The sequence below is a fragment of the Bradyrhizobium sp. WD16 genome (genome assembly GCF_024181725.1).
GTDB lineage: Bacteria > Pseudomonadota > Alphaproteobacteria > Rhizobiales > Xanthobacteraceae > Bradyrhizobium_A.
Genome location: NZ_CP028908.1, coordinates 2640716 through 2663172 on the forward strand (window position 1 = coordinate 2640716; position 22457 = coordinate 2663172).

Here is a 22457-nt window from a genome sequence, read left to right on the forward strand (position 1 = left end):
AAGAAGCCGGCATTGTTTGGCGCGCGATGCGGCCCTTGGCGGTCGGCCTCCTGCTTTTGGCCCTGATCGCGATCGCGTCGCCCGGCCCGGCTCGGGCGGCCGGGGCTGCCGAAGATGGCCCGCAGCCCGAAAGTGGCGGCAGCCGCACCGCAACATCGCGCGCCCAGGGCGTCGAGCTGGGTGTCGTTCGACTGTCCCCCGAGCAGCAAAGGCAGGTTGGACTGGAGACCGCGGTCCTGAAGGCTGCGCCGCATCCGGAGCAGCTTCGCGCCTACGGCACGGTGCTGGACATCGCTCGAATCACCGAGCTGACCAACAGCTATGCCAGCGCGCAGGCCCAGCTCCAGACGGCTCAGGCCAAGCTCGAAGTCGCGAAGAGCGCGTTCGAGCGCGCCAGGAATCTGGTTCAATCCGCGGCGCTTCCGAAGAAGGAGGCTGAAATCGCCGAAGGCGCGTTTCGAACCGACCAGGCCGCGCTCGCCGCCGCGGAGTCGCAGGTCAAGACCCTCGGCGCCACCGCGCAGCAGGAATGGGGGCCGGTCATCGGCAAAGCCATCGTCGAGCGATCGCCGGTGGTGGTGCGGCTGATCGAGCGCGAGCAGTTTCTGGTTCAGGTGACGCTGTCGCCGGGAGCGAGCCTGGCGGGAGCCCCGCGGACGGCTCTTTCGCAGGCGCCGTCGCGGAATACCAACATCGATCTGCAATACATCTCGCCGGCGACCCGCACCGATCCACGGATCCAGGGCTTGAGCTATTTCTTCGCCGCGCCCGGCGACAGCGGTCTGTTGCCCGGAATGAACACCACGGTCTATGTGCCGTCCGGCAGGACCTATGAAGGCGTGTTCGTGGAAGACACCGCCATCGTGCGCTGGCAGGGCCAATCCTGGGTGTACCTGCGGCTCGATCCGAAAACCTTCAAGCGACATCCGATCAGCACCGACCAGCCCGTATCCGACGACGATTACGTCGTGCGCGACATCCCGCCGGGATCGGAAATCGTCTTGCGAGGCGCGCAGGTGCTGTTGTCCGAGGAAGCGAAGAGCGAGCTCCGGGGCAACGCCGATAATGATTAATGCCGCTTCCCCGGATCCGTCAGGGCCGCAGGCCGCGATCGTTTGGTTTGCGATTCGATTTCGCGGAGTCGTGCTCGCGGTTGCGTGTGCGGTCTTCGGCTACGGGCTGTTCGCCCTTGGCCACGCCAGATACGACGTGTTCCCCGAGTTCGCGCCGCCGCAGGTGGCGATCCAGACCGAGGCGCCCGGATTAAGTCCGGAACAGGTCGAGATCCTCGTCACGCAGCCGATCGAAACATCGATCAACGGACTGGCCGGGGTCGAGGCCATGCGGTCGGGCTCGATCCAGGGCCTGTCGGTCATCACCGTCGTCTTCCATCCGGGGACGGACGTCTATCGCGCCCGGCAGCTGGTCACCGAGCGGCTCGCCGCCGTCGCCGGCCAGCTGCCGCAGGGCATCCGGCCGCCGACGATGACCCCGCTGACGTCCTCGGCGAGCACCGTGCTGGTGATCGGGCTCACATCCGATCAGCGCTTGTTGATGGACCTGCGCACGATCGCGGATTGGACGGTCGGTCGCCGGCTGCTGGCGGTGCCGGGCGTCGCCCAGGTTTCGACCTTCGGCAGGGATGTCAGATCCCTGCAGGTGCAGGTCCGCCCCGATGATCTGGTCCGCTTCAACGTCGGCATGAACGAGGTGCTGGCCGCGGCCCGCAAGGCCAGCGGCGTGCGTGGCGCCGGCTTCGTCGATACGGCCAACCAGCGGATTACGCTGCAGACCCAAGGGCAGTCCTTGACGCCTGAGCAGGTCGCTCGCACCGTCCTGCTGCATCAGGGCGGCGCCAGCATCGTGCTCGGCGACGTCGCGACCGTCGTCATGGCGCCCGAGCCGCCGATCGGTGCCGCCCTCATCAACGGGGCGCCCGGCATCCTGCTCATGATCGGCCAGCAATACGGCGCCAACACCCGCGAAGTCACGGCGCGGCTTCAAGCGGCGCTGGAGGAGCTGCGGCCGGCTCTCGACACCGAGAAGGTCAGGCTGCATGCCGACCTGTTCCGCCCGGCCGACTTCATCGACACGGCGACCCAGAACGTCATGGACGCCTTGATGCTCGGCGGGGCCCTGGTCATCGTCGTCCTTTTCCTGTTCCTGTTCGACTGGCGCACGTCGGTCATCAGCTGTACCGCGATTCCGCTGTCCCTGCTCGCGGCCGTGCTCGTGCTGCAGTGGATGGGCGAGACCCTGAATACGATGACGCTCGGCGGTCTCGCGATCGCGATCGGCGAGGTCGTCGATGACGCCGTGATCGGCGTCGAGAACGTCGTGCGGCGCTTGCGCGAGAACCGGCTGCTGGGCGAGGTGAAGTCCAAGGCGCGCGTCGTGCTCGATGCGATCATCGAAGTGCGCAGTTCCGTCGCATATGCGACGTTCGCGGTCCTGCTGGTCTTCCTTCCCATCCTGACGCTGCCGGGGGTTGCCGGCCGCCTCTTCGGGCCATTGGGAGCCGCCTATATCGTCGCCGTGCTGGCTTCGCTGATTGTGGCCCTGACGGTGACGCCGTCGCTGTCGATGATCCTCCTCGCCGGCAAGCGGCGACGACGCGACATCGATCCGCCCGTGGCGCGCTGGAGCCGCGAAAACTACGAGGTCCTGCTCGGCCGTATCGGCGGTTTCCCGAAGCTTCTCGTCGGAGCGGCGGTCGCGCTGACCGTCGCGGGCGCGGCGATGTTGCCGCTGTTCGGCGGGACATTCCTGCCCGATCTGCGGGAAGGGCACATGATCCTGCACGTGGCGGCCTCGCCCGGCACCTCGCTGGATGAATCGCTGCGCATCGGAAAACTGATCACCGAGGCGATCCTTCGGGTGCCGGGCGTGCGAAGTGTTGCCCAGCATGCCGGCCGTGCCGAAGCCGGCGTCGATACGGTGGGGCCGCACTCCAGCGAGTTCGAGGTCCATTTGCAGCCGGGGCTCTCCGGGCGCGCCCAGGCCGAGGCCGAATCCCGCATGCGGGCGGTGCTGGCCGACTTTCCCGGCGTGACCTCCTCGCTCAAGACCTACTTGACCGAGCGGATGGAGGAGACGGTCTCGGGAGTCAGCGCCGCGGTCGCGGTGAACGTCTATGGCGCCGATCTCGATGCCCTCGAGGGCGCGGCGCGGGACATCGCGCGCGAGCTCGGCGAAGTTCCAGGCGCGGTCGATGTCCAGCAACAGTCTCCCCCCGGGATGCCGCAGATCAACGTGACGCTCCATCCGGCCGATTTGCAGCGATGGGGTCTCGACGCGGTGGAGGTGCTCGACCTGGTCCGCACCGCCTATCAGGGCGATGTGGTCGGACAGGCCTACGAGGGGAACGCCATCTTCAATATCACTGTGATCCTCGATGAGCGGGCGCGGGCCCGTCTGAACCAGATCGGGGATCTGCCGCTCCGCGCCCCGGGTGGCGCCTATGTCCTGCTCAGGCAGGTCGCCGACATCTACGATACGTCCGGCCGCTATCAGGTCCTCCATCGGAACGCGCAACGCGTTCAGACGGTGACGGCGAATGTGAGTGGCCGTGACGTGCGATCCTTCGTGGCGGACGCCAGGAGGAAGATCGCCAAGGAGGTCACCCTGCCGGCCGGCGCGCATGTCGAATTCGCCGGAGCGGCCGAGGCGCAGGCCCAATCCATGCGCGATCTGCTGGTCAACTCGCTGCTGGCCGGCGCCGGGATCGTCCTTCTGCTGTCCATCGTCACCGGGCACTGGCGCAACCTCGCGCTGGTCCTGATCAACCTGCCGTTCGCTTTCGTCGGCGGCGTCTTCGCGGTGGGCTTGACCGGGGGGCTGCTGTCGCTCGGATCGATGGTGGGCTTCGTCACCCTGTTCGGGATCACGCTGCGCAACTCCATTCTCATGATCTCGCATTACGAGCACCTCGTCCGGGTCGATGGCCGGCCCTGGACGGCGGAGACCGCGGTCGGCGGGGCCGCCGATCGCCTCGTTCCGATCCTGATGACCTCTCTGGTGACGGGCCTCGGCCTGCTTCCGCTCGCGATCGGCGCAGGCGAGCCCGGGCGCGAGATCGAAGGCCCGATGGCGATCGTCATCCTCGGCGGCCTGGTCAGCTCGATGGCGCTCAACCTTCTCGTCCTGCCCAGCCTGGCGCTGCGCTACGGGCGTTTCGATATCGGGCAGGCCTGCCGCCCGGACGCGTCGCCCACCTCTCGCCCTTGCTGAAGGTCCGAAACTCGCGGCCGGCATTCACCTGCCGAACGCGCTTTGGCCCCGACCTGCAAGCGCCCCGACCTGCAAGCGCCCCGGCGAGCATGCGATAGCCCTCGGGCGTGAGATGCTGTCGGTCCGGCTGGTGCGGCAGGCCGCGCAACATGTTGTTGGCCAGCATGACGATCTCGGCCGTATTGGTCTTGCCTTTGCGGCCATCGTCGCCGCCGGGCTGCAGGATGACGACGCTGGTGCCTTTCGGAACGGCGCCGTCGAACCGCGCTGGCCCGGTTGTCTGTCAGTGGCCGAGGGCGGTCGGCAGACAATCCATGTCGAACTCGGCGAATTCGGTCAGATCGTCGACCACCTGGAGGGCTTCGCTGAAGTCGTCGTTGCGAAAATAGAGGCTTCTCGTGATCAGCACCGGCACTCCGGCATCGGCCGCCGCCAGCAGGCCATTGCGGGAATCCTCGATCGCCAGGCAGGCGTGGGGGGCGAGGCCGAGGAGTTCGAGGGCTTTCAGATAGGCATCCGGCGCCGGCTTCTTGTTCGGCACGTCGTCGCCGGAAATCACGACAGGAAAGTCCTTCTTCCAGGAACGGCCCAGATTCACCCGCAACAGGGCATCGATGTTGTCGCGCGAGGTGGTTGTGACGATCGCAAGCCGCCGCCCGTCGATCGCGGCCTGCCGAATCGCCTCGGAGATGCCCCGCCGCAGCCTGCAGGCGCCTGCGTTGATGAGATTCGCGTAGCACTGCGTCTTGAACCGATGCAGCTCCTCGATCTCGCCATCCGAGAGCTGCCGGCTGCCGTCCGGGAGCGCGCGCAGAAAATGCCGAATGCGCTCCTTTCCGCCGGTGACCCGCAGCAGCCGACCGTAGACATCGATATCCCAGACCCACGGCAGGTCGAAATAGGCGAAGCTTTCATTGAAGGCGCGCCGATGAAACTCCTCGGTCTCCGCCATGGTGCCGTCGACATCGAACAGCAATGCATCAAATCGCTTCAAGTCCGCCTCGTCTGTAGCAGCTGACGTGTCGTCTCGCGTTTCATGGCGATCGATGATGACGGCGGACGGTGCTTGTCGGCCGCCTGCGAGCCGACATTGGCCTGCACGGCGCAGTAACGGAAATTTCAAAAAGTGATGGGAAACGAAGCTTCTCCTTATGGAGCGAGTTCTTCGGACGCGCCGGTACGGTTCCGCAGGACGGCGTGGCAAAGTCGGCGCGGCCGCGCGACGGTGGAACAATCCCGTTTCATCGGGAGTCATGCCGAATTGGCGACATGCGCGTATCGCCTGGTCAACGTCGTTGGAATGATCTCTCTATTTCGACAGTCCGCGGACGTCGATCAGGCGCGAAGTCGCCAGCACCGTAATTTCGAAATGGTCTGTCTGCACGATGTCGGTAATATTGCGCGGGCGGTGCGCAACAACGTTGAGTCCTGTCCGGCGTCTGAGGCTGTCGTAGAGCAGTCCCGCGCCACCTGCCGCGCGGACCGCCTCGCCAAGCTTCTGCGAGGCGTCATAGCTGTCGCTGGCGTAGATCTCGGGGCGCGTGATCTGCTGGCCTCTGATGTCGAGATAGTCGCCTGACAATGTCGCGGCATACGCCCTGTAGGTCCGGGTCATCGAGGTTGCGTTGCGAGCGACCGTCTCGCGCCGCAGGTGGTGACCGACTTCGGCAGCTGCAGTCCGGATATCGTCGGCGGCGTACCAGGCACCGAGGTCGGGACCATTGAATCGCATCCCACCGGGAGCGACATGCAGGAAGGCCGCCATGACGATGCTGGCATTAGGGGTGCCATACACCCATTCGGTCTGCGGAAGCCGATCGATGCGATCGGCTACGAGCCGATCGTTAGTCCAGCCGACCAGATCCATCACGGCCGCAAGATCGGCCGCGGTCGCAACCGTATCGAACAGCCCGATGGGAGGGAATTGCGACGGGATCAGACGATGAGCAGGTTGTGGCGAGGGTGCGAAAGCGTTCGTCACCGGAAGACAATTTCCGCGTCTTCGTAAGGTGCGAACGCCTCGTCGATGATGTTCGGCTGCATGTAGAGACCGCCTCGCGCGCCGTCGAGGAAACGGCGCACCGTGAGCAACCCATCCTGGGAGCCGCTGGTGACGAGGTCGAGCGGCGGTCGCCCGCCGAACACGACGGCATTGTGCGGCTTTCGCAGCCACTCGACGCCAAGCTGCTCCGTCGGAAACAGAATCCCGAGGCCCTGATGAATCCCCAGCACCGCCGAGATGCGCGTGAGGACATCAACGCCGAAGGTGAAGGCGCCGTGCTCGCGCGCCTGCTTGCACCAGTTGTGATACGTGGATCGAGAGGGGTACCCGAGGACCAGAAGACGCTGCTCTTCGGTCAACCCCCACAGATCGGCAATGGCGAGAAAAGTTCGCAAGGCGGGAGCGCTGAGCCGCCTTCGATTGGCCGGCGCAAAGCGTGAATTGTCGAGGCGCAGGGGCCCTTTTGCCGCTTCAGAAGGGCGCGGTTCGTTTAGCATGCGGCTCACCTTTTGTCGGATATAAACATAGTCCAAATATGGACAAAATGCAATCCTGACCGTGCACCTCTTTCTTGGATATCGGCTGCTTGCCGGTTGCAGACGATCCTTCCGGACGCCGTTCGCGCCTTTGAGCAGATTGACAGGAGAACTAAAGCGAATAATGTAATGTTATAACGTTACGGTCTCCGGCTGAGACGTGCCTCTCCGCCGTTCTCGTCGTATCCCGTTGAAAAGGCGCTTCGATCTCCATGGAAAAACTCCCTGTCACCGTCTTGTCCGGCTTCCTCGGGGCTGGAAAGACAACTTTGCTGAACCACGTCCTGAACAACCGGCACGGGCTGAAGGTGGCGGTGATCGTCAACGACATGAGCGAGGTGAACATCGATGCGGATCTGGTTCGCGATGGCGGTGCGAACCTGTCCCGGACCGATGAGAAGCTTGTCGAGATGACGAATGGTTGCATCTGCTGCACGCTGCGCGACGATCTCCTGAAGGAGGTGCGCGGTCTCGCCGAGAATGGGCGCTTCGACTATCTGCTGATCGAGTCGACAGGCATCTCGGAGCCGCTCCCGGTCGCGGCGACCTTCGATTTCCGCACGGAAGACGGCGAGAGCCTCTCGGACGTGGCGCGTCTCGACACCATGGTCACCGTGGTCGACGCCGTGAACCTGCTGAAGGACTATTCGTCGACCGACTATCTGGAACAACGCGGCGAGGCGCTGGAGAACGATAGCCGCACGCTGGTCGATCTCCTCGTCGAGCAGATCGAGTTCGCCGACGTGATCGTTCTCAACAAGGTCGATGACGCCGCGCCCGAGCAACGCGAGGCGGCGCGAAAGATCATCCGCGCGCTCAATCCGGAAGCGGATCTCATCGAAGCCAATCACAGCCAAGTCGCTTTCGATCGCGTTCTCGACACCGGCCGATTCGACTTCGTGAAGGCCCAGCAGCATCCGCTCTGGTACAAGGAGCTCTACGGTTTTGCGGATCATGTACCGGAGATCGAGGAGTATGGTGTGACAAACTTCGTCTATCGCGCTCGCAGGCCGTTCGATCCTGCCAAGTTCGACAGGTTCGTCAAGGAGCCATGGCCCGGTGTCATTCGTGCCAAGGGACACTTCTGGCTGGCGACGCGCCCGCAATGGCTTGGCGAGATCAGCCAGGCCGGTTCGATCACCCGCACCCAGGCTCTTGGCTTCTGGTGGGCGAGCGTGCCTGCGGAACGTTGGCCGGATGATCCGTTCTGGCGAAAAAGGCTGCGTACGAACTGGAACGACGTCTATGGCGATCGCCGCCAGGAAATCGTGTTCATCGGCACCGGCATGGACGAGGGCTCGCTCCGCGCCCGCCTTGACGCGTGCCTAGTGCCGGGGAAACCCGGCATGAACACCACAGAATGGGCGAAGCTTGCAGATCCGTTCCCGATCTGGCAGCGGGCGGACGAAGCAGCTTAGACGCACGCCACGTGGAAAACGTCGTTCGATTAATTTCGAAGTCCGAACTCGAACGCGAGCGCCTCATCCGCGAGGCGCGCGCGATCTACGACAGTATATTCCCACCGGCCCCGACGGCCGGCGAGCAAATCAGTGGTTGCCCCGAACGGGCAATCACCTACGTAGCGAGCGGCTCTCTTCTCAATCCCAGCTCAGCGCACCGCCGTTCTGATACTCGATGACGCGGGTTTCGAAGAAGTTCTTCTCCTTCTTCAAGTCCATCGCCTCCGACATCCACGGGAACGGATTCTCGGCCTCGGCGAACACAGGCGCTACGCCGATCTGCGCGCAACGCCGGTTGGCGATGAAGTGCATATACTGCTCGCACAGGGCGGCATTGAGCCCCAGGAAGCCGCGCGGCATCGTATCCCGACCATAGGCGGATTCGAGTTCGGCCGCGTCACGGATCATGCCACGCACCTCGTCCTGGAACGCCGGCGTCCACAGATGCGAATTCTCGATCTTGATTTGGTTGATCACGTCGATGCCGAAGTTGAGATGGATGCTCTCGTCGCGCAGGATGTACTGATACTGCTCGGCGATGCCGACCATCTTGTTGCGACGGCCGAGCGACAGGATCTGCGCAAAGCCGGTGTAGAACCACATACCTTCGAACACGACGTAGAAGGCGACGAGATCGCGCAGGAATGCCTGATCGCTCTCGAGGGTTCCGGTCTTGAAGGACGGATCGTCCAGATGCTGCGTGTGCTTGAGCGCCCAAGCCGCCTTGTCGGTGATCGACGGCACCTCGCGGTACATGTTGAACAACTCACCCTCGTCCAGGCCAAGGCTTTCGACGATGTACTGGAAGGTGTGGGTGTGGACCGCCTCCTCGAATGCCTGCCGTAGCAGATATTGCCGGCATTCCGGGTTGGTGAGGTGACGGTAGATCGCCAGCACGATGTTGTTGGCGACCAGCGATTCGGAAGCCGCGAAGAAGCCGAGATTGCGCTTGATCGCGCGCCGCTCGTCCTCCGTCAGGCCATCCGGCGACTTCCACAAGGCGATGTCGGCCTGCATCGAGACTTCGGTCGGCATCCAGTGATTGTTGCAGCCGGAGAGATACTTCTCCCAAGCCCATTTGTACTTCAGCGGCAGCAGCTGGTTGACGTCGGCGCGGCAGCTGATCATCCGCTTCTCGTCGACGGAGACACGGCGACCGGCGCGATCGATCGCACCGAGGCCGGTCGGGTCGGCCGGCTCGAGCTTGAGCTGGATCTGCGGGCGCAGCGCGGTGGCGAGGATCGGAGCGAGGGGGGCAGCCCCCGTGGTTTCAGTGTCGGACCAATCGAGCATCGTCATCTCCTCACTGGCACGCTTCGCATTCGGGATCGTCAATCCGGCACGCCTTGATTCCGTCCAGGTCCGGTGCCGCAGCAGTCGGGATCATGATCGGAGCGTGCGACATCGCCACCGAGGTCGACACCGCATTGAGCTTGCCATCGGTGCCCTTCAGTGTCGATTTCTCGACATGCGTGGCGCTGCGGGAGCGCAGGTAATAGGTAGTCTTCAAGCCGCGCCGCCAGGCCAGCCGGTAGAGGGCATCGAGCATCTTGCCGGAGGGATTGGCGATGTAGAGGTTGAGCGACTGTGACTGGTCGATCCACTTCTGCCGGCGCGCGGCAGCCTCGATCAGCCAGGCGCTGTCGATCTCGAACGAGGTCGCATAAAGCGCCTTGAGATCGTTCGGAACACGCTCGATCTGGCCGACGCTGCCGTCGAAATATTTGAGGTCGGAGACCATCACCTCATCCCACAGTCCCCTCGCCTTCAGATCGCGCACGAGGAATTCATTCACGACGGTGAAGTCGCCAGACATGTTCGATTTGACGAACAAGTTCTGGTAGTTCGGCTCGATCGATTGCGAGACGCCGCAGATGTTGGAGATCGTCGCGGTCGGCGCGATCGCCATCACGTTCGAATTGCGCATTCCGCTTGCTGTGAGCTTCTTGCGCAAGCGGTCCCAATCGAGCGTCGAGGAACGGTCCACGTCGAGCCCACCGCGGGCGTCGGCGAGCAGCTGGATGGAATCGATCGGCAAGACGCCCTTTGACCACAGCGAACCCTCAAAACTCGGATAGCGCCCGCGCTCCGCGGCGAGATCGGACGACGCCTCGACCGCGTGGAACGAGATCGCTTCCATGCTGAGGTCGGCGAAAGCCACCGCTGCATCGGACGCAACTGGGATGCGCTGGACTTGAAGCGCCTCCTGGAAGCCCATTAGGCCAAGTCCGATCGGCCGGTGACGCATGTTGGAGCGGCGCGCCTCCGGGATCGTGTAGAAATTGATGTCGATGACGTTATCGAGCATTCGGACCGCAGTCGTCACCGTCCGCCTCAGCTTGGCCTGGTCGAGGCCGTCAGGCCCGACATGGCTGAGCATGTTGACGGAGCCGAGATTGCAGACCGCGACCTCATCGGCCGAGGTGTTCAGCGTGATCTCGGTGCAGAGGTTGGAGGAATGGACCACACCCATGTGACGCTGCGGCGAACGCAGGTTGCAGGGGTCCTTGAAGGTGATCCAGGGATGGCCGGTCTCGAACAGCATGGTCAGCATGCGGCGCCAGAGGTCGGTCGCGCGCACAGTCTTGAAGATACGCATGCCGCCGGCTCTCGCCTTGGCTTCATAGGCCTCGTAGGCTGCCTTGAATGCCTCGCCGTACAGATCGTGCAAATCGGGCGTCTCGTCAGGCGAGAACAGCGTCCATTCTCTGTCGGAATCGATGCGCTGCATGAACAGGTCCGGCACCCAGTTGGCGGTGTTCATGTCATGAGTGCGGCGGCGGTCGTCGCCGGTGTTCTTGCGCAGGTCGAGGAATTCCTCGATGTCGACGTGCCAGGTCTCGAGGTAGGCACAAACCGCGCCCTTGCGCTTGCCGCCCTGGTTGACGGCGATCGCGGTGTCGTTGGCGACCTTCAGGAACGGAATGATGCCCTGGCTTTCGCCGTTGGTGCCCTTGATGTGCGCGCCGAGGCCGCGGACCGGCGTCCAGTCGTTGCCGAGGCCACCGGAATACTTTGCGAGCAGCGCATTATCCTTGATCGACTTGAAGATGCCGTCGAGGTCGTCCGAAACGGTGGTGAGGAAGCAGGACGACAATTGCGGGCGCAGCGTACCCGAATTGAACAGCGTCGGCGTCGAGGCCATGAAATCGAACGACGACAGGAGATCGTAGAATTCGATCGCCTTGGCTTCGCGGTCGATTTCGCGCACCGCCAGCCCCATCGCCACGCGCATGAAGAAGGCTTGCGGCAATTCGATCCGCTTGCCGTGAACGTGCAGGAAGTAGCGATCGTAGAGCGTCTGGAGGCCGAGGAATTGGAAGTTCAGGTCGCGCTCGGGCTTCAGAGCGGCCGAGATCCTGCTGAGATCGAAGCGGGCCAGTTCGGGATCGAGCAGTTCGGCGGCGATGCCGGTCTTCACATAGGCCGGGAAATAGTCGGCATAGCGCGTCGCCATATCGGCCTGCGAGGCGGATGTCGGCATGCCGTGGACGTAGGACAGCACCTCGCCGCGCAGCTTGTCCAGCAGCAGACGTGCACTGACATAGGTGTAGTTTGGCTCCTGCTCGACCAGCGTGCGCGCGGCCATGATCGATGCCAGCGTCAGCTCGTCCTGGCTGATGCCGTCGTAGAGATTACGAGTGGTCTCGGCGAGCACGGGAGCCGCAGAGACACCGTCAAGGCTGGCGCAGGCTTCGCCGATGATCAGCGCGAGCTGCTTGGTGTCGAGACCGACGCGCGAACCGTCGGCCAACGTGACGTGCAGGGCTGGCGTGGCGGCAGGCGCCGGCTGTGCGGCCGCTTCCTCGGCGCGCTGGCGCGACCGCTCTTCGCGGTACAGCACATAGGCGCGCGCGACCTTGTGGTTCTCGCTGCGCATCAAGGCGAGTTCGACCTGGTCCTGGACGTCCTCGATATGGAAGGTGCGCCCCTCGCCTGCACGTCGCATCAGGGTTGCGACGACCTCGGCCACCAATTGCTCGACGCTCTCATGGAAGCGGCGCGACGCAGCGGCGCTCGAGCCCTCCACCGCGAGGAAAGCCTTGGTCATCGCCACCGCAATCTTCGCGGAGTCGAACGGCGTGACCTTGCCGTTGCGTCGGATGATCTGCATGGCAGGCTCGCTGGGAACGGCAGCAAGCGATTCCGGACGCAACTGGATAATGGGAGCGGAGGTGGCCTCCGCGTGGTGCAGGTTTGAAGACATCAAGGGCCCCGTGATGCGCGCGTTGTGTTTGAGCGGGGCAAAGGAGGACGCTGCAGAAGCGCCGACGAGAGAATGCCGACGGCGCATGCAAGCGACCGCCGGGACACCCCGCCCGTGGACGTTCAGTTTGTCGCGGCAGGTCTCCTGGCTCGCAGGTCGTCGCTCGCTTCCTGTCTTCCCGGCGCCTTAAGCCAGTGACATTCGTTCGGAAACAGCTCGCTGCTGACAGTTGCGGGGGCAGCGCCGGAATTCCGCGCCTTCGCACGGTTCACCGGCTTCCCTCTTAGCCACTAAATCTTGCGATCCAGCGGAACCGTGACGTCCATATATGGTGATATTCGCGATGAAGTGTCAACGATTCGTTAAGGGTCTAAGATCCCTTTCCCTGTGGAATGCGGGGGGTCCCTGCCGGCCTAGACTAGATGCTTTCGAGACGACTCGATGTCGGCTGTTCCGAGACATGTCGGCCGTTTATCAGGTCGTTAAGGAACACGCTGGTGCAAGGCTCAGGGACACTCCGATGCCGCGGCATCTTTGCCTTGCTGAGCACCCGGGAGGCTTGCAGACGATTCATGCGGAATACGAGCGCTTCATCGACGAACTTCGATCAGTAACCGCCGATCTGTCGTACGGCCCGGCCACGGTCGCTGCCGGAATAGGGGCAACGGTCGAGCGCCTTCGCGGGATTGCGAGGCGCGCCACCATGTTGCTCACCAAGTTCGACGATGTCGAGCTCTTCTTCCGGCCTGTGACGCTGCAGGCCGTCTGCGAACACATCGATTCGCTGCGCGCGCCCACGCTCCGTCCCCCGCCGCCATCACCGCGCGGGGTCTACCAAAAACACCATGGCCGCTCCGGTATCGCTCCGAAGCGGCCATAACGTGTGAGCGGTTCTTGCTTGCCTCAGCGGCTTCGACGGTTAGGCCGTCGCACCTACGGATCGAGCTCGGTGTCCCAGTAGAGATAGTCGAGCCAGCTGTCGTGCAGGTAGTTCGGCGGGAACAGCCGGCCGTTGCGATGGAGCTGGGCGCATGTCGACGTTCAGGGGGTCAGAAGCGAGTCGATGCCCGGAACGGAGCGCCGACACGCTGCTGAGTGTTTCACACGACCATCAGGTCCTTTGCGACGATGATCTTGCCCTTGAAGTATTTCGCCGCCGGCTCGCGCCAGACGTCGTCCGTGATGCTGTCGAGCGGGGGCGTGAGATGCGACAGGACCAGCGTTTTGACGCCCGCTTCCTGCGCGATACGACCGACGTCCTCCGACGGCGTGTGGTCGGCCTTCATATGCGCCATGAAGGCGTCGAACTTGACCGGCCGCCCCTTGGCGATCGCTTCTTTGATGTAATTCTCGACGGCTGGAACATACATGGTCTCGTGCACGAGCACGTCGGCGCCCTTGGCCATGACCGCGACAGCTTCCAGCGGCACAGTGTCGCCGGAAAAGGCGATCGAACGATCCTTGAAATCGAACCGATAGCCGAGCGCCGGCTTCACCGGCGGATGCTGGACGACCACCGAAGAGACCTTGACGTTATCGTCCTGCGTCACCGGGCCGGCGCTGGAGATTTCCTTCACATCGACCGCAGTGAGCGGCTTCATGTTGAAGTCCTCAGCCCAGAAATCGACCGTCTGCTTGTAGGCGCGCAGGAAGTCCTCGGTCATCTGCTTGAGCGGCGGCGGACCGAAGGCGCGAATGTCGAGCGGCAGACCCTGGATCCAGCCGACGACCAGCAGCGGACCGTATTCGATATTGTGGTCGGGGTGCTGATGGGTGATGAAGATAGACCGGAGCGCACTGAACGGGATGCCGGTGCGTGCGTATTGATCCGTGACCCCCATGCCGCAATCGACCACATAGGCCGAACCGTTGCTGACCATGACGTGCGAGGTCATCTGCCGCGAGCGGCCGGGCACCGGGCCTGCGCCGGTCCCGAGCAGCACCAGCTTGGTGCCCTTGGCGTCTTTCAGTGCGGCCTGGGCCTGTTGTGGCGTCCAGTGCGTGGCGGCCGTCTTTGCGGCCGCCGGCGAGGCCGCGCTCAAGGCCGGAGCGGCGGCGAGCCCGGCAAGGACATGACGGCGCGAAAGCCCAAGCAGGCGCGAAGTGTCGGTCATGGTCTCCCCCTCTCGGAAGCCAGGTGTCCACCGTCGTCCCTGCGCCAATCGTTCGAAGAGGCGCGACGAGGCCGACATTCTCGATCCGCTGCGGACACGCCGGTTCTAGTTACGCGGTTCGCACGAGCGTTGCAACGTCACCGAAGGTCAATAAATTCGCGAGCGGCCTCTGCTGTACCGTCATCGCTCTTGAGGTGGCACTAAACTGCCTGGCCCCGAGTGATCATGAACAAGAGATTAAGCGCTGGCGGCAACATCGAGCGTCCATGGCGAGCGCGATGGGAGGGGGCGGGCGTGCTGGTGCCGGCCCGCGTTCCGATCGGCCCCATCTGCGCATTGCCCGCCTCATCAAGCGCGTGGCGCCGAGCTACGGCGTGCGGTGATTAATGAGCGAGGCGCGGCTATAGGCGCAGGATCCGTTCGGCGTTGCCGTGGCACACCTTGGCGCGCACGGTTTCGCTGATCGGCGCGGATTCGATGAAGGCTCCGGCGGTTTTCGAATCCTCATAAGGATAGTCGACGGAGAACATGACGCTGTCCTCGCCGAGCGCTCCGATGGCGCCGACCAGCGCATTCGGGTCGCAGACGCCGGACGTGGTGATGGCGATGTTGCGCCTGATGATGGTGGAGGGCAACTCGTCGTGCGAAAGTTCGACGCCCAGTTCCATTTGCCAGCGGCTGTCGAAGCGCCACAGCAGGTAAGGCAGCGTCTCGCCCATGTGGCCGAGGATGATCTTCAGCCTCGGAAAACGCTTGAAAGTTCCGGCGAAAACGAGGCGCAGCGCATGCGCGGCGGTGTCGGCCGTCCAGGCCCAGACCGGGCCGTTGAGCTCGGGCCGGTCTGCAAACATCGCTGGTTGGTCGGCGAGCTCGCCGGGATGAAGGTAGACTGGAACATCCAGGTCCTGCACGCGCTCCCAGAACGGCAGGTACATGTCGGCGTCGAGATAGTGTCCCCCGGTCTGTCCGTTGATGAGCGCGCCCTTGAAGCCAAGCTCCTTGACGGCGCGCTCCAGTTCGGCAGCGGCGGCTACGCCGTCTTGCGTCGGAAGATGGGCAAATCCGGCGTATCTGCGCGGCCGCTTCTGCACTTCCCGCGCCAGCAGGTCATTGGCCTCGCGCGCGAGGCGAATCGCAGTGCTGGTGTCGGCAGCCGCCTGTGCACCCGGCGTCGTCGCCGACAGCACGGCAAGATCGATGCCGGCCATGTCCATCGCCTCCAACCGCAGCTGGTCGAAGTCGACGAGGCGACGCTCGATGTCGGCGAACAGCGTATCGCTCCGAGTCGGCCTGGCGACGTATTTCTTGGCGAGCTCCGCCGTCGCAAAGTGCTCCTCGAGAGCGATCTTGCGAGTGGGGACCACGGCCTTGGCCTCGGGATTTTGCATCGGGGTGGCGGCAACTCCCCCGTCGCGCCGGCTAAGGTCGGTCATGCGCAGATAGCCCCTATGTCGCGCTTGATGCTCTCATGGGGCGCCGCATCTCATCAGGCCGCCGCGCCCCTTACGGATCGAGCTCGGTATCCCAGTAGAGATAGTCGAGCCAGCTGTCGTGCAGGTAGTTCGGCGGAAACAACCGGCCGTTGCGATGGAGCTGGTGGACTGTCGGCGCGTAGGGCGCCTGCCGCGGAAACATCCTGGCCTGCTCCGGCGTCAGGTTGCCCTTCCTCAGATTGCAGGGCGAGCAGGCGGCGACGACGTTTTCCCAGGTGGTCTGGCCGCCCCGGGAGCGCGGAATGACATGGTCGAAGGTCAGGTCGTCGTTGGCGGTGCAGTACTGGCAGGAAAACTTGTCGCGCAGGAAAACGTTGAAACGGGTGAAGGCGGGATGGGTGCTCGGTTTGACGAAGGACTTGAGCGACACCACGCTCGGCAGCTGCATTTCGAAGGAGGGGCTGTGGACCGCGTGGTCGTAATTGGCGACGATGTTGACGCGATCAAGAAACACCGCCTTGATCGCGTCTTGCCACGACCAAAGCGAGAGCGGGTAGTAACTCAGCGGCCGGAAGTCCGCGTTCAAGACCAGCGCCGGCCAGCCGCCGTGTGGAACATGTGCGTTCAAGTAACGCTCCTGGTGTCCCGACTGCGAAGCAGCAATGATTCCAGATACTACATGCAGCGTGACGCCATTGTGAAGAGCGTTTAGACGGGCCCAAAATGGGCGTTTTGTTCATGTTGCGAGCGACAAAATGTGGCCATCTCGTGGGCTGACGCGGCCCGCCAGGGTGTCCCGGTAGACCTGTTCGAGCGCCGACCGCATCCGAGTGTCCTCCAGTTGCGCCCCTCGCATGTGTTTGCACGCGGCGAGCGCAACAACCGTGTGACATTGTCGCGCCTTCAGGGCTTCGCGCGTTTCAAACGCTCGCTCGCGGCGGGCTTCGCCTCGGGCCTGGAGCGGCGGTCGGCGTTCGGGTTCCGCGCCGGCTTGGTCGCTGGTTCCGTTCCTGCCTCCACCGGTGCCAGTGCCGGCGCCGCGGCGAAACCGGGCGCCTTGGCGAGCTTGTAATAGGCCCAGAACAGGTGGGCCGCGGCGCCGCGCCACGGTCGCCAGGCGTCGCCGAGCGCGATGGTTTCCTTGGTGCCCGGCCGTGTCGGCAGAACGAAGGCGATCCGGATCGCTTCCTGCACCGCGAGGTCGCCGGCCGGCCAGGCGTCGCCATGGCCGAGGCAGAACAGGAGATAGATGTCCGCGGTCCAGGGGCCGATGCCGTGCAACGCAATCAGCCGCGCATGGGCTTCGTCGGCCGGCGCCCCGGCGAGTTCGTCGAGGTCGAGATGGCCTTTCATCACCTCGCCGGCGATTGCCTTGAGCGTCCTGATCTTCGCCGCGGAGAGCCCGAGCCGGCCGAGCCGATCGGTCCGGGCGCGGCGGATTCGCTCGGCGTCGAGCGGCGTGACGGCGGCCGACAGGCGCGCCCAGATCGCCGCCGCGGCATGGGTCGACAGTTGCTGGCCGCAGATCGTCGAGGCGAGGCCGGCAAAGCCCGGCTCCCGTCGCCGCAGGGCGGGCATGCCGGTCAGGGCGAGGAGCGGCGCGAGGCGCGGATCGCGCAAGGTCAGTTCGCCGAGCGCGCGGTCGAGGTCGGCCTGGGTATGCAGATGCTGGGTCATCGGACAGCACGAGTTTGGCGGGATTCGCGGCCGCGTGCAAACCGCGGAAATTGCGGGCCAGTGCGGCGTCTCGCAATTGCCTATGCCCTTCGCGGCAAGCCCCTGTAGGCAATTGCGAGACATAAGCCGCACTAGCTTTTTGATTTTGCTAGTGTCCCGATGTCTCCGAATGACCGTGCGAGGGTGAGGCAAATGAAGCGGTAATTCGGAGACAGGACACTAGCTTGCCGCCACCAGCCGGGGCAATTCGGGTGGACAGGAACTCATGGTTGTCGCAGGCGGCGCGCCTGCGCATCGTCGCGCCATGTCCGGCGGTGTCCCGTCCAACGTTCGTAGCGGCCAAGGCTGGTTCCCTATGCCGACCGCAGCGTTGTTCGCCGGGACGGCCGCAACGTTGCCGAACATCCTCGCTCGTTCGGCCGTGGTGAGGCCACCTGCGATCCGCTGCGTTACGCGGCAATCGCCGGCCGATTGTGCCGGCTGCCACAACCTCCGGATGACCGTCTGATGGAACACACCTAAATCTTCGACTTGATGGGCGAATTCGAGCTGTGCGGCATGAAGGCCGCCTTCGGCGAGATGATGGGAACTGCGATCATGCGCCAACACGAACCGCAGCGCATCGTAACTACAATGAAGCTGAATTCGTATCGTTGTTCCGACATGTTCAATGTCAAATTTCTATACACCTGGATGGATAGGATCGATTCAGATCGTCGGCTATGCATTTTCGTTCGACTCTCCGTGCATTCCGTTTAAGTCTTTGACAAGCTTCGAAGTGTCAGCGGAACGTGATCGTCATGAGAGATTGGCACCGCATTTGCGCTATACTTTAGTACGCCTCACCCGTTCGAATTTGATGCGTCACAGACGAAGCATCCGGTCACAGCACCAGAGCTTTCACTAGGTGGGGTCCAGGGAGGAGAAACAGGTCCATGGCAATAAGTTCCGCGACCAAAGCAGCGACGGACGCACTCGGCGCCAATCGAGCTCCAACCAGCGTCAACCCACAGGAAGTTCACCGCTGGCTGCAGAGTTTCAATTGGGATTTCGCTCAGAACCGGACGAAATATCCAACCAAATATCACATGGCGAACGACACCAAGGAGCAGTTCAAGCTCATCGCCAAGGAATATGCGCGGATGGAGTCGGTCAAGGACGAACGGCAGTTCGGCACCTTGCTCGACGGCCTGACCCGTCTTGACGCCGGCAACCGCGTGCATCCGCGCTGGGGCGAGACGATGAAGGTCGCGTCGAACTTCCTCGAAGTCGGCGAGTATAACGCGATCGCTGCCACGGGCATGCTGTGGGACTCGGCGACCGCCGCCGAGCAGAAGAACGGCTATCTCGCGCAGGTGCTCGACGAGATCCGCCATACGCATCAATGCGGCTTCATCAACTATTACTTCGCCAAGCACTATCACGATCCCGCCGGCCACAACGATGCCCGTCGCACACGTGCGATCGGACCGCTTTGGAAGGGGATGAAGCGGGTGTTCGCCGACGGCTTCATATCCGGCGACGCCGTTGAATGTTCGGTCAATCTTCAATTGGTCGGCGAGGCCTGCTTCACCAATCCGTTGATCGTGGCTATCACTGAATGGGCTTCGGCCAATGGCGACGAAATCACGCCGACGGTGTTTTTGTCGATCGAAACAGACGAGCTTCGCCACATGGCGAATGGCTATCAGACCGTCGTTTCGATCGCCAATGATCCGGCGGCGCAGAAATATCTCAACACCGATCTCAACAACGCATTCTGGACCCAGCAGAAATATTTCACGCCTGTGCTCGGCATGCTGTTCGAATACGGTTCGAAGTTCAAGGTCGAGCCTTGGGTGAAGACCTGGAATCGCTGGGTCTATGAGGATTGGGGTGGGATCTGGATCGGCCGCCTCGCGAAATATGGCGTGAATTCGCCGCCGAGCCTGCGCGATGCCAAGAAGGATGCCTATTGGGCACACCACGATCTGTTCTTGCTCGCTTACGCTCTCTGGCCGACCGGCTTCTTCCGGCTTTCGCTGCCGGATGAGGAAGATATGGAATGGTTCGAGGCGAATTATCCGGGCTGGGATGAGCATTACGGCAAGATCCTGCGCGAATGGAAAGCGCTCGGCTGCGAGGATCCCAAGAGCGGGTTCCTGCCGATCCAGTGGCTCCTCGATCACGGGCATAAGGTTTATATCGACCGCCCGTCGCAGGTGCCGTTCTGCCCCACGCTTGCCAAATGCTCCGGATCGCTCAGGGTGCATGAGTTCAACGGACAGAAACACGCCTTCGCCGACGATTGGGGTGAACGCCAATGGCTGGCCGAGCCGGAGCGCTACGAATGCCACAATATCTTCGAGCAATATAGCGGCCGCGAACTTTCCGATGTGGTCGTCGAGGGGCACGGGGTTCGTGCCGACGGCAAGACCTTGATTGGTCAGCCGCATGTGCGCGGCGATCAATTGTGGACCGTCGAGGATCTCAGGCGTGCCAATTGCGTCTTCGCGGACCCGCTCGCAACGCTTTGATCATCTCTTCGTCAGACCGGCGACGGTGCCGGTCTGACGAACATGTCAGACACATAAACGGCATGGTCGATTCAAGACCATAAAATAGAAATCAACCGGGGAAACGACCGATGGCTATCGCCACAGCGACGACGACCAAGCGTGGTCTTACGGATCCCGAAAGGGCCGCGAAGATCCTTGCAGCTATCCCAGACCACGAACTCGATACGCAGCGCCGGATGAATTATTTCGTTGAACCGCGGTGGAAGCGGCTCAGCGAATACGAAATCTTGACGGTTTACAGTCAGCCGAACCCGGATTGGATCGCGGGCGGTCTCGACTGGGGTGACTGGACGCAGAAGTTTCATGGCGGCCGGCCGTCCTGGGGTAATGAGAGCACCGAGCTTCGGACCACCGACTGGTTCCGTCATCGCGATCCGGCGCGCCGTTGGCATGCTCCCTATGTCAAGGACAAGGCGGAGGAATGGCGCTACACGACGCGTTTCCTCGAGGCCTATTCGGCGGAAGGCGCGGTCCGTTCCATCGACCCGAGATGGCGCGACGAGATTCTTGCCAAATATTGGGGCGCGCTGCTGTTCAGCGAATATGGGCAGTTCAACGCCCATTCCTCGGTGGCGCGTGACGCGCTGTCGGATACGATCCGCTCCACGGCGACATTTGCCGCGCTCGACAAGGTCGACTGCGCACAGATGATCCAGCTCGAGCGTAACTTCCTGGCGAAGATCGTTCCCGGCTTTCCGGAATCGACGGAAGGGCCGAAGAACATCTGGCTCAGCGACCCGGTCTATAGGTCGGCGCGCACGACCGTGGAAGAGTTCTGGCAAGGCATCCAGGATTTCAACGAGATCCTGTGGGCGGTGCACGGTGTCTATGATCCTTTGTTCGGTCAGTTCGCCCGCCGCGAATTCTTCGGCCGCATGGCAGCCCGTTACGGCGATTCGCTGACGCCGTTCTTCCTCGGTCAAACCCAGACTTATTTCCAGACCACCAAAGCCGCGATGAGCGACCTCTTCTTCTATTCTCTGGGCGATGATCCGGAGTTCGGCGATCACAACCGGACCTGGCTCCGCGTCTGGACGGAGAAGTGGCTGAAGAGGACTGCCGACTCCCTGCACGACTTCCTCGGCATCTACGCAAAGGTCGAGAAAGTGCCGGGGCTCAGTGACAAGGCGGGCATCGTCGCCGCGGTGTCCCGTGTCGTGAACGACTGGGTTGAGGATTATGCGAAAAGGATCGACTTCAAGGTCGATGCCGATCAACTCGTCGCCAGCATCACGCGCGACGTCAAGTGAAGGGAAGCGGACATGACAGCGCGCAATGCATATAACGCCGGCATCATGAAGAAAACCGGTGAGGATTTCGCCAAGGAATTCTTCGCCGAAGAAAACCAGGTCGTCCATGAATCGAATACGGTCGTTCTGGTGCTCATGAAGAGCGACGAGATCGATGCGATCGTGGAAGACATCATTTTGGGTGACGAAGCGAAGCGCAACCCGACTTTGGTCGTCGAGGACCGCGCCGGCTTCTGGTGGATCAAGGCCGACGGCAAGATTGAAGTCGATACCGAGAAGGCGGCCGATCTGCTCGGTAAGACCTACAGCATTTACGACTTTCTCGTGAATGTCTCATCGACCATCGGCCGTGCCTATACGTTCGGAAACACGTTCACGATCACGTCCGAATTGATGGGCCTCGATCGCAAGCTCGCCGATATTTGAGGGATTGAAAGGGAGGAGACGAAAATGCCCGACTACAAAATCCATGACAATCCCATCCGCTCGGAGTGGCAGGAAAAGATCGGCGAACTGAAGTCCGTGAAGGACGCCACCGCGTTCATACAGGACTTCCGGAAGAAATATACGTCGCCGTTTCGTACCAGCTATGCGCTCAACGTCGACTATCTCTTCATCGAGGCGAAGATCGAGGAGCGGCTTGCCGTGCTCAAGACGTCGACGTCTTCTGCGGCCGACCTGCTTTCCAAGGCGACCACGGGAGAGGTTGCGCAAAAGGTCGCCGATTCCTGGATCGCCAAAATGGATGCGGAGAAGGACAAGTTCGCCGCGGAGAAAATCCTGATCACCTTCCGGCAGCTTTATAAGCCGCCGGTGCTTCCCGTGAACGTGTTTTTTAAAGTCGATGCGTATCTCGGCAGCCGCCTCATGGAACTGCGTAATAGCGATTATTACGCGGATTCCCTCGAGGAGCTGCGCAAGAAGCGCGGCGTCAAGGTGTTGAAGCTCGGCAACGCAGCGTAACAGCGGCCTGAGTGTTCGGGCGCCCGC

Annotated in this window: 18 protein-coding genes, 1 pseudogene and 1 riboswitch; of the genes and pseudogenes, 9 read left to right on the top strand and 10 right to left on the bottom strand. The window is 62.8% G+C overall.

Features of this window, described 5'->3' with window-relative positions; translation table 11 throughout:
* Positions 1–26: 26 nt before the first annotated feature.
* Complete coding sequence (locus tag DB459_RS12210) at positions 27–1073, top strand: efflux RND transporter periplasmic adaptor subunit (protein ID WP_253713539.1); 1047 nt, start codon at positions 27–29, stop codon at positions 1071–1073.
* Positions 1066–4230, top strand: a complete 3165-nt coding sequence (locus DB459_RS12215) for an efflux RND transporter permease subunit (protein ID WP_253713124.1) — start codon at positions 1066–1068, stop codon at positions 4228–4230. Before DB459_RS12210 ends, DB459_RS12215 begins: the two co-directional genes overlap by 8 nt.
* A 283-nt stretch (positions 4231–4513) precedes the next feature.
* Here DB459_RS12215 and DB459_RS12225 read toward each other — a convergent pair whose 3' ends face one another.
* From DB459_RS12225 to DB459_RS12235, 3 genes are read right to left on the bottom strand one after another with little or no spacing between them, the layout of a single operon-like run.
* Positions 4514–5485 (bottom strand): HAD-IA family hydrolase, encoded by a 972-nt coding sequence (locus tag DB459_RS12225; RefSeq protein WP_253713125.1) that lies wholly within the window; start codon positions 5483–5485, stop codon positions 4514–4516.
* Positions 5486–5539: 54 nt separating this feature from the next.
* Entirely contained in the window at positions 5540–6211 is a 672-nt protein-coding gene (locus DB459_RS12230; protein ID WP_253713126.1) for an RES family NAD+ phosphorylase, read from the bottom strand.
* Complete coding sequence (locus DB459_RS12235; RefSeq protein WP_253713127.1) at positions 6208–6729, bottom strand: MbcA/ParS/Xre antitoxin family protein; 522 nt, start codon at positions 6727–6729, stop codon at positions 6208–6210. The genes DB459_RS12230 and DB459_RS12235 overlap by 4 nt, the downstream gene beginning before the upstream one ends.
* A gap of 251 nt (positions 6730–6980) precedes the next feature.
* Between DB459_RS12235 and zigA the strand changes: the two genes are divergently transcribed.
* Together zigA and DB459_RS12245 are read left to right on the top strand one after the other, a co-directional pair.
* Positions 6981–8186, top strand: a complete 1206-nt coding sequence (gene zigA / locus DB459_RS12240; RefSeq protein ID WP_253713128.1) for a zinc metallochaperone GTPase ZigA — start codon at positions 6981–6983, stop codon at positions 8184–8186.
* Positions 8187–8197: 11 nt separating this feature from the next.
* Positions 8198–8407: a hypothetical protein gene (locus tag DB459_RS12245; protein WP_253713129.1), complete on the top strand. Its 210-nt coding sequence runs from the start codon at positions 8198–8200 to the stop codon at positions 8405–8407.
* Here the strand turns inward: DB459_RS12245 and DB459_RS12250 are convergent.
* Both DB459_RS12250 and DB459_RS12255 read right to left on the bottom strand, forming a co-directional pair.
* On the bottom strand, positions 8367–9521 hold the full coding sequence (locus tag DB459_RS12250) for a ribonucleotide-diphosphate reductase subunit beta (RefSeq protein WP_253713130.1): 1155 nt from the start codon (positions 9519–9521) through the stop codon (positions 8367–8369). The two genes, DB459_RS12245 and DB459_RS12250, sit on opposite strands and share 41 nt — an antisense overlap.
* Before the next feature lie 10 nt (positions 9522–9531).
* The gene (locus DB459_RS12255; protein ID WP_253713131.1) at positions 9532–12435 is read right to left on the bottom strand and encodes a ribonucleoside-diphosphate reductase subunit alpha; all 2904 of its coding nucleotides are present in this window, start codon (positions 12433–12435) and stop codon (positions 9532–9534) included.
* Between the two features lie 116 nt (positions 12436–12551).
* Positions 12552–12768, bottom strand: a riboswitch (cobalamin riboswitch).
* Positions 12769–12955: 187 nt separating this feature from the next.
* Between DB459_RS12255 and DB459_RS12260 the strand changes: the two genes are divergently transcribed.
* A complete protein-coding gene (locus DB459_RS12260) occupies positions 12956–13315 on the top strand; it encodes a hypothetical protein (RefSeq protein WP_253713132.1) in 360 nt (119 codons plus the stop codon).
* A gap of 53 nt (positions 13316–13368) precedes the next feature.
* Here the strand turns inward: DB459_RS12260 and DB459_RS12265 are convergent.
* From DB459_RS12265 to DB459_RS12285, 5 genes and pseudogenes are all read right to left on the bottom strand, one after another.
* Positions 13369–13470: pseudogene (locus tag DB459_RS12265) on the bottom strand (HNH endonuclease); the annotation flags it as partial.
* 65 nt (positions 13471–13535) lie between these two features.
* A complete protein-coding gene (locus tag DB459_RS12270; RefSeq protein WP_253713133.1) occupies positions 13536–14549 on the bottom strand; it encodes an MBL fold metallo-hydrolase in 1014 nt (337 codons plus the stop codon).
* A gap of 401 nt (positions 14550–14950) precedes the next feature.
* Positions 14951–15982: an amidohydrolase family protein gene (locus DB459_RS12275; RefSeq protein ID WP_253713134.1), complete on the bottom strand. Its 1032-nt coding sequence runs from the start codon at positions 15980–15982 to the stop codon at positions 14951–14953.
* Between the two features lie 70 nt (positions 15983–16052).
* On the bottom strand, positions 16053–16610 hold the full coding sequence (locus tag DB459_RS12280) for an HNH endonuclease (RefSeq protein ID WP_253713135.1): 558 nt from the start codon (positions 16608–16610) through the stop codon (positions 16053–16055).
* A gap of 275 nt (positions 16611–16885) precedes the next feature.
* Positions 16886–17659: a DNA-3-methyladenine glycosylase gene (locus tag DB459_RS12285; RefSeq protein WP_253713136.1), complete on the bottom strand. Its 774-nt coding sequence runs from the start codon at positions 17657–17659 to the stop codon at positions 16886–16888.
* 935 nt (positions 17660–18594) lie between these two features.
* Here DB459_RS12285 and mmoX point away from each other — a divergent pair.
* From mmoX to mmoZ, 4 genes are all read left to right on the top strand, one after another.
* Positions 18595–20175: an aromatic/alkene monooxygenase hydroxylase subunit alpha gene (gene mmoX / locus DB459_RS12290; protein WP_253713137.1), complete on the top strand. Its 1581-nt coding sequence runs from the start codon at positions 18595–18597 to the stop codon at positions 20173–20175.
* Positions 20176–20285: 110 nt separating this feature from the next.
* Positions 20286–21467 (top strand): aromatic/alkene monooxygenase hydroxylase subunit beta, encoded by a 1182-nt coding sequence (gene mmoY / locus DB459_RS12295; protein WP_253713138.1) that lies wholly within the window; start codon positions 20286–20288, stop codon positions 21465–21467.
* Positions 21468–21479: 12 nt separating this feature from the next.
* A complete protein-coding gene (gene mmoB, locus DB459_RS12300) occupies positions 21480–21893 on the top strand; it encodes a methane monooxygenase regulator MmoB (RefSeq protein ID WP_253713139.1) in 414 nt (137 codons plus the stop codon).
* Positions 21894–21917: 24 nt separating this feature from the next.
* Positions 21918–22430 carry an aromatic/alkene monooxygenase hydroxylase subunit gamma gene (mmoZ, locus tag DB459_RS12305; RefSeq protein ID WP_253713140.1) on the top strand — a complete coding sequence of 171 codons (513 nt, stop codon included), beginning with the start codon at positions 21918–21920 and terminating at the stop codon, positions 22428–22430.
* The last annotated feature ends 27 nt before the right edge of the window (positions 22431–22457 follow it).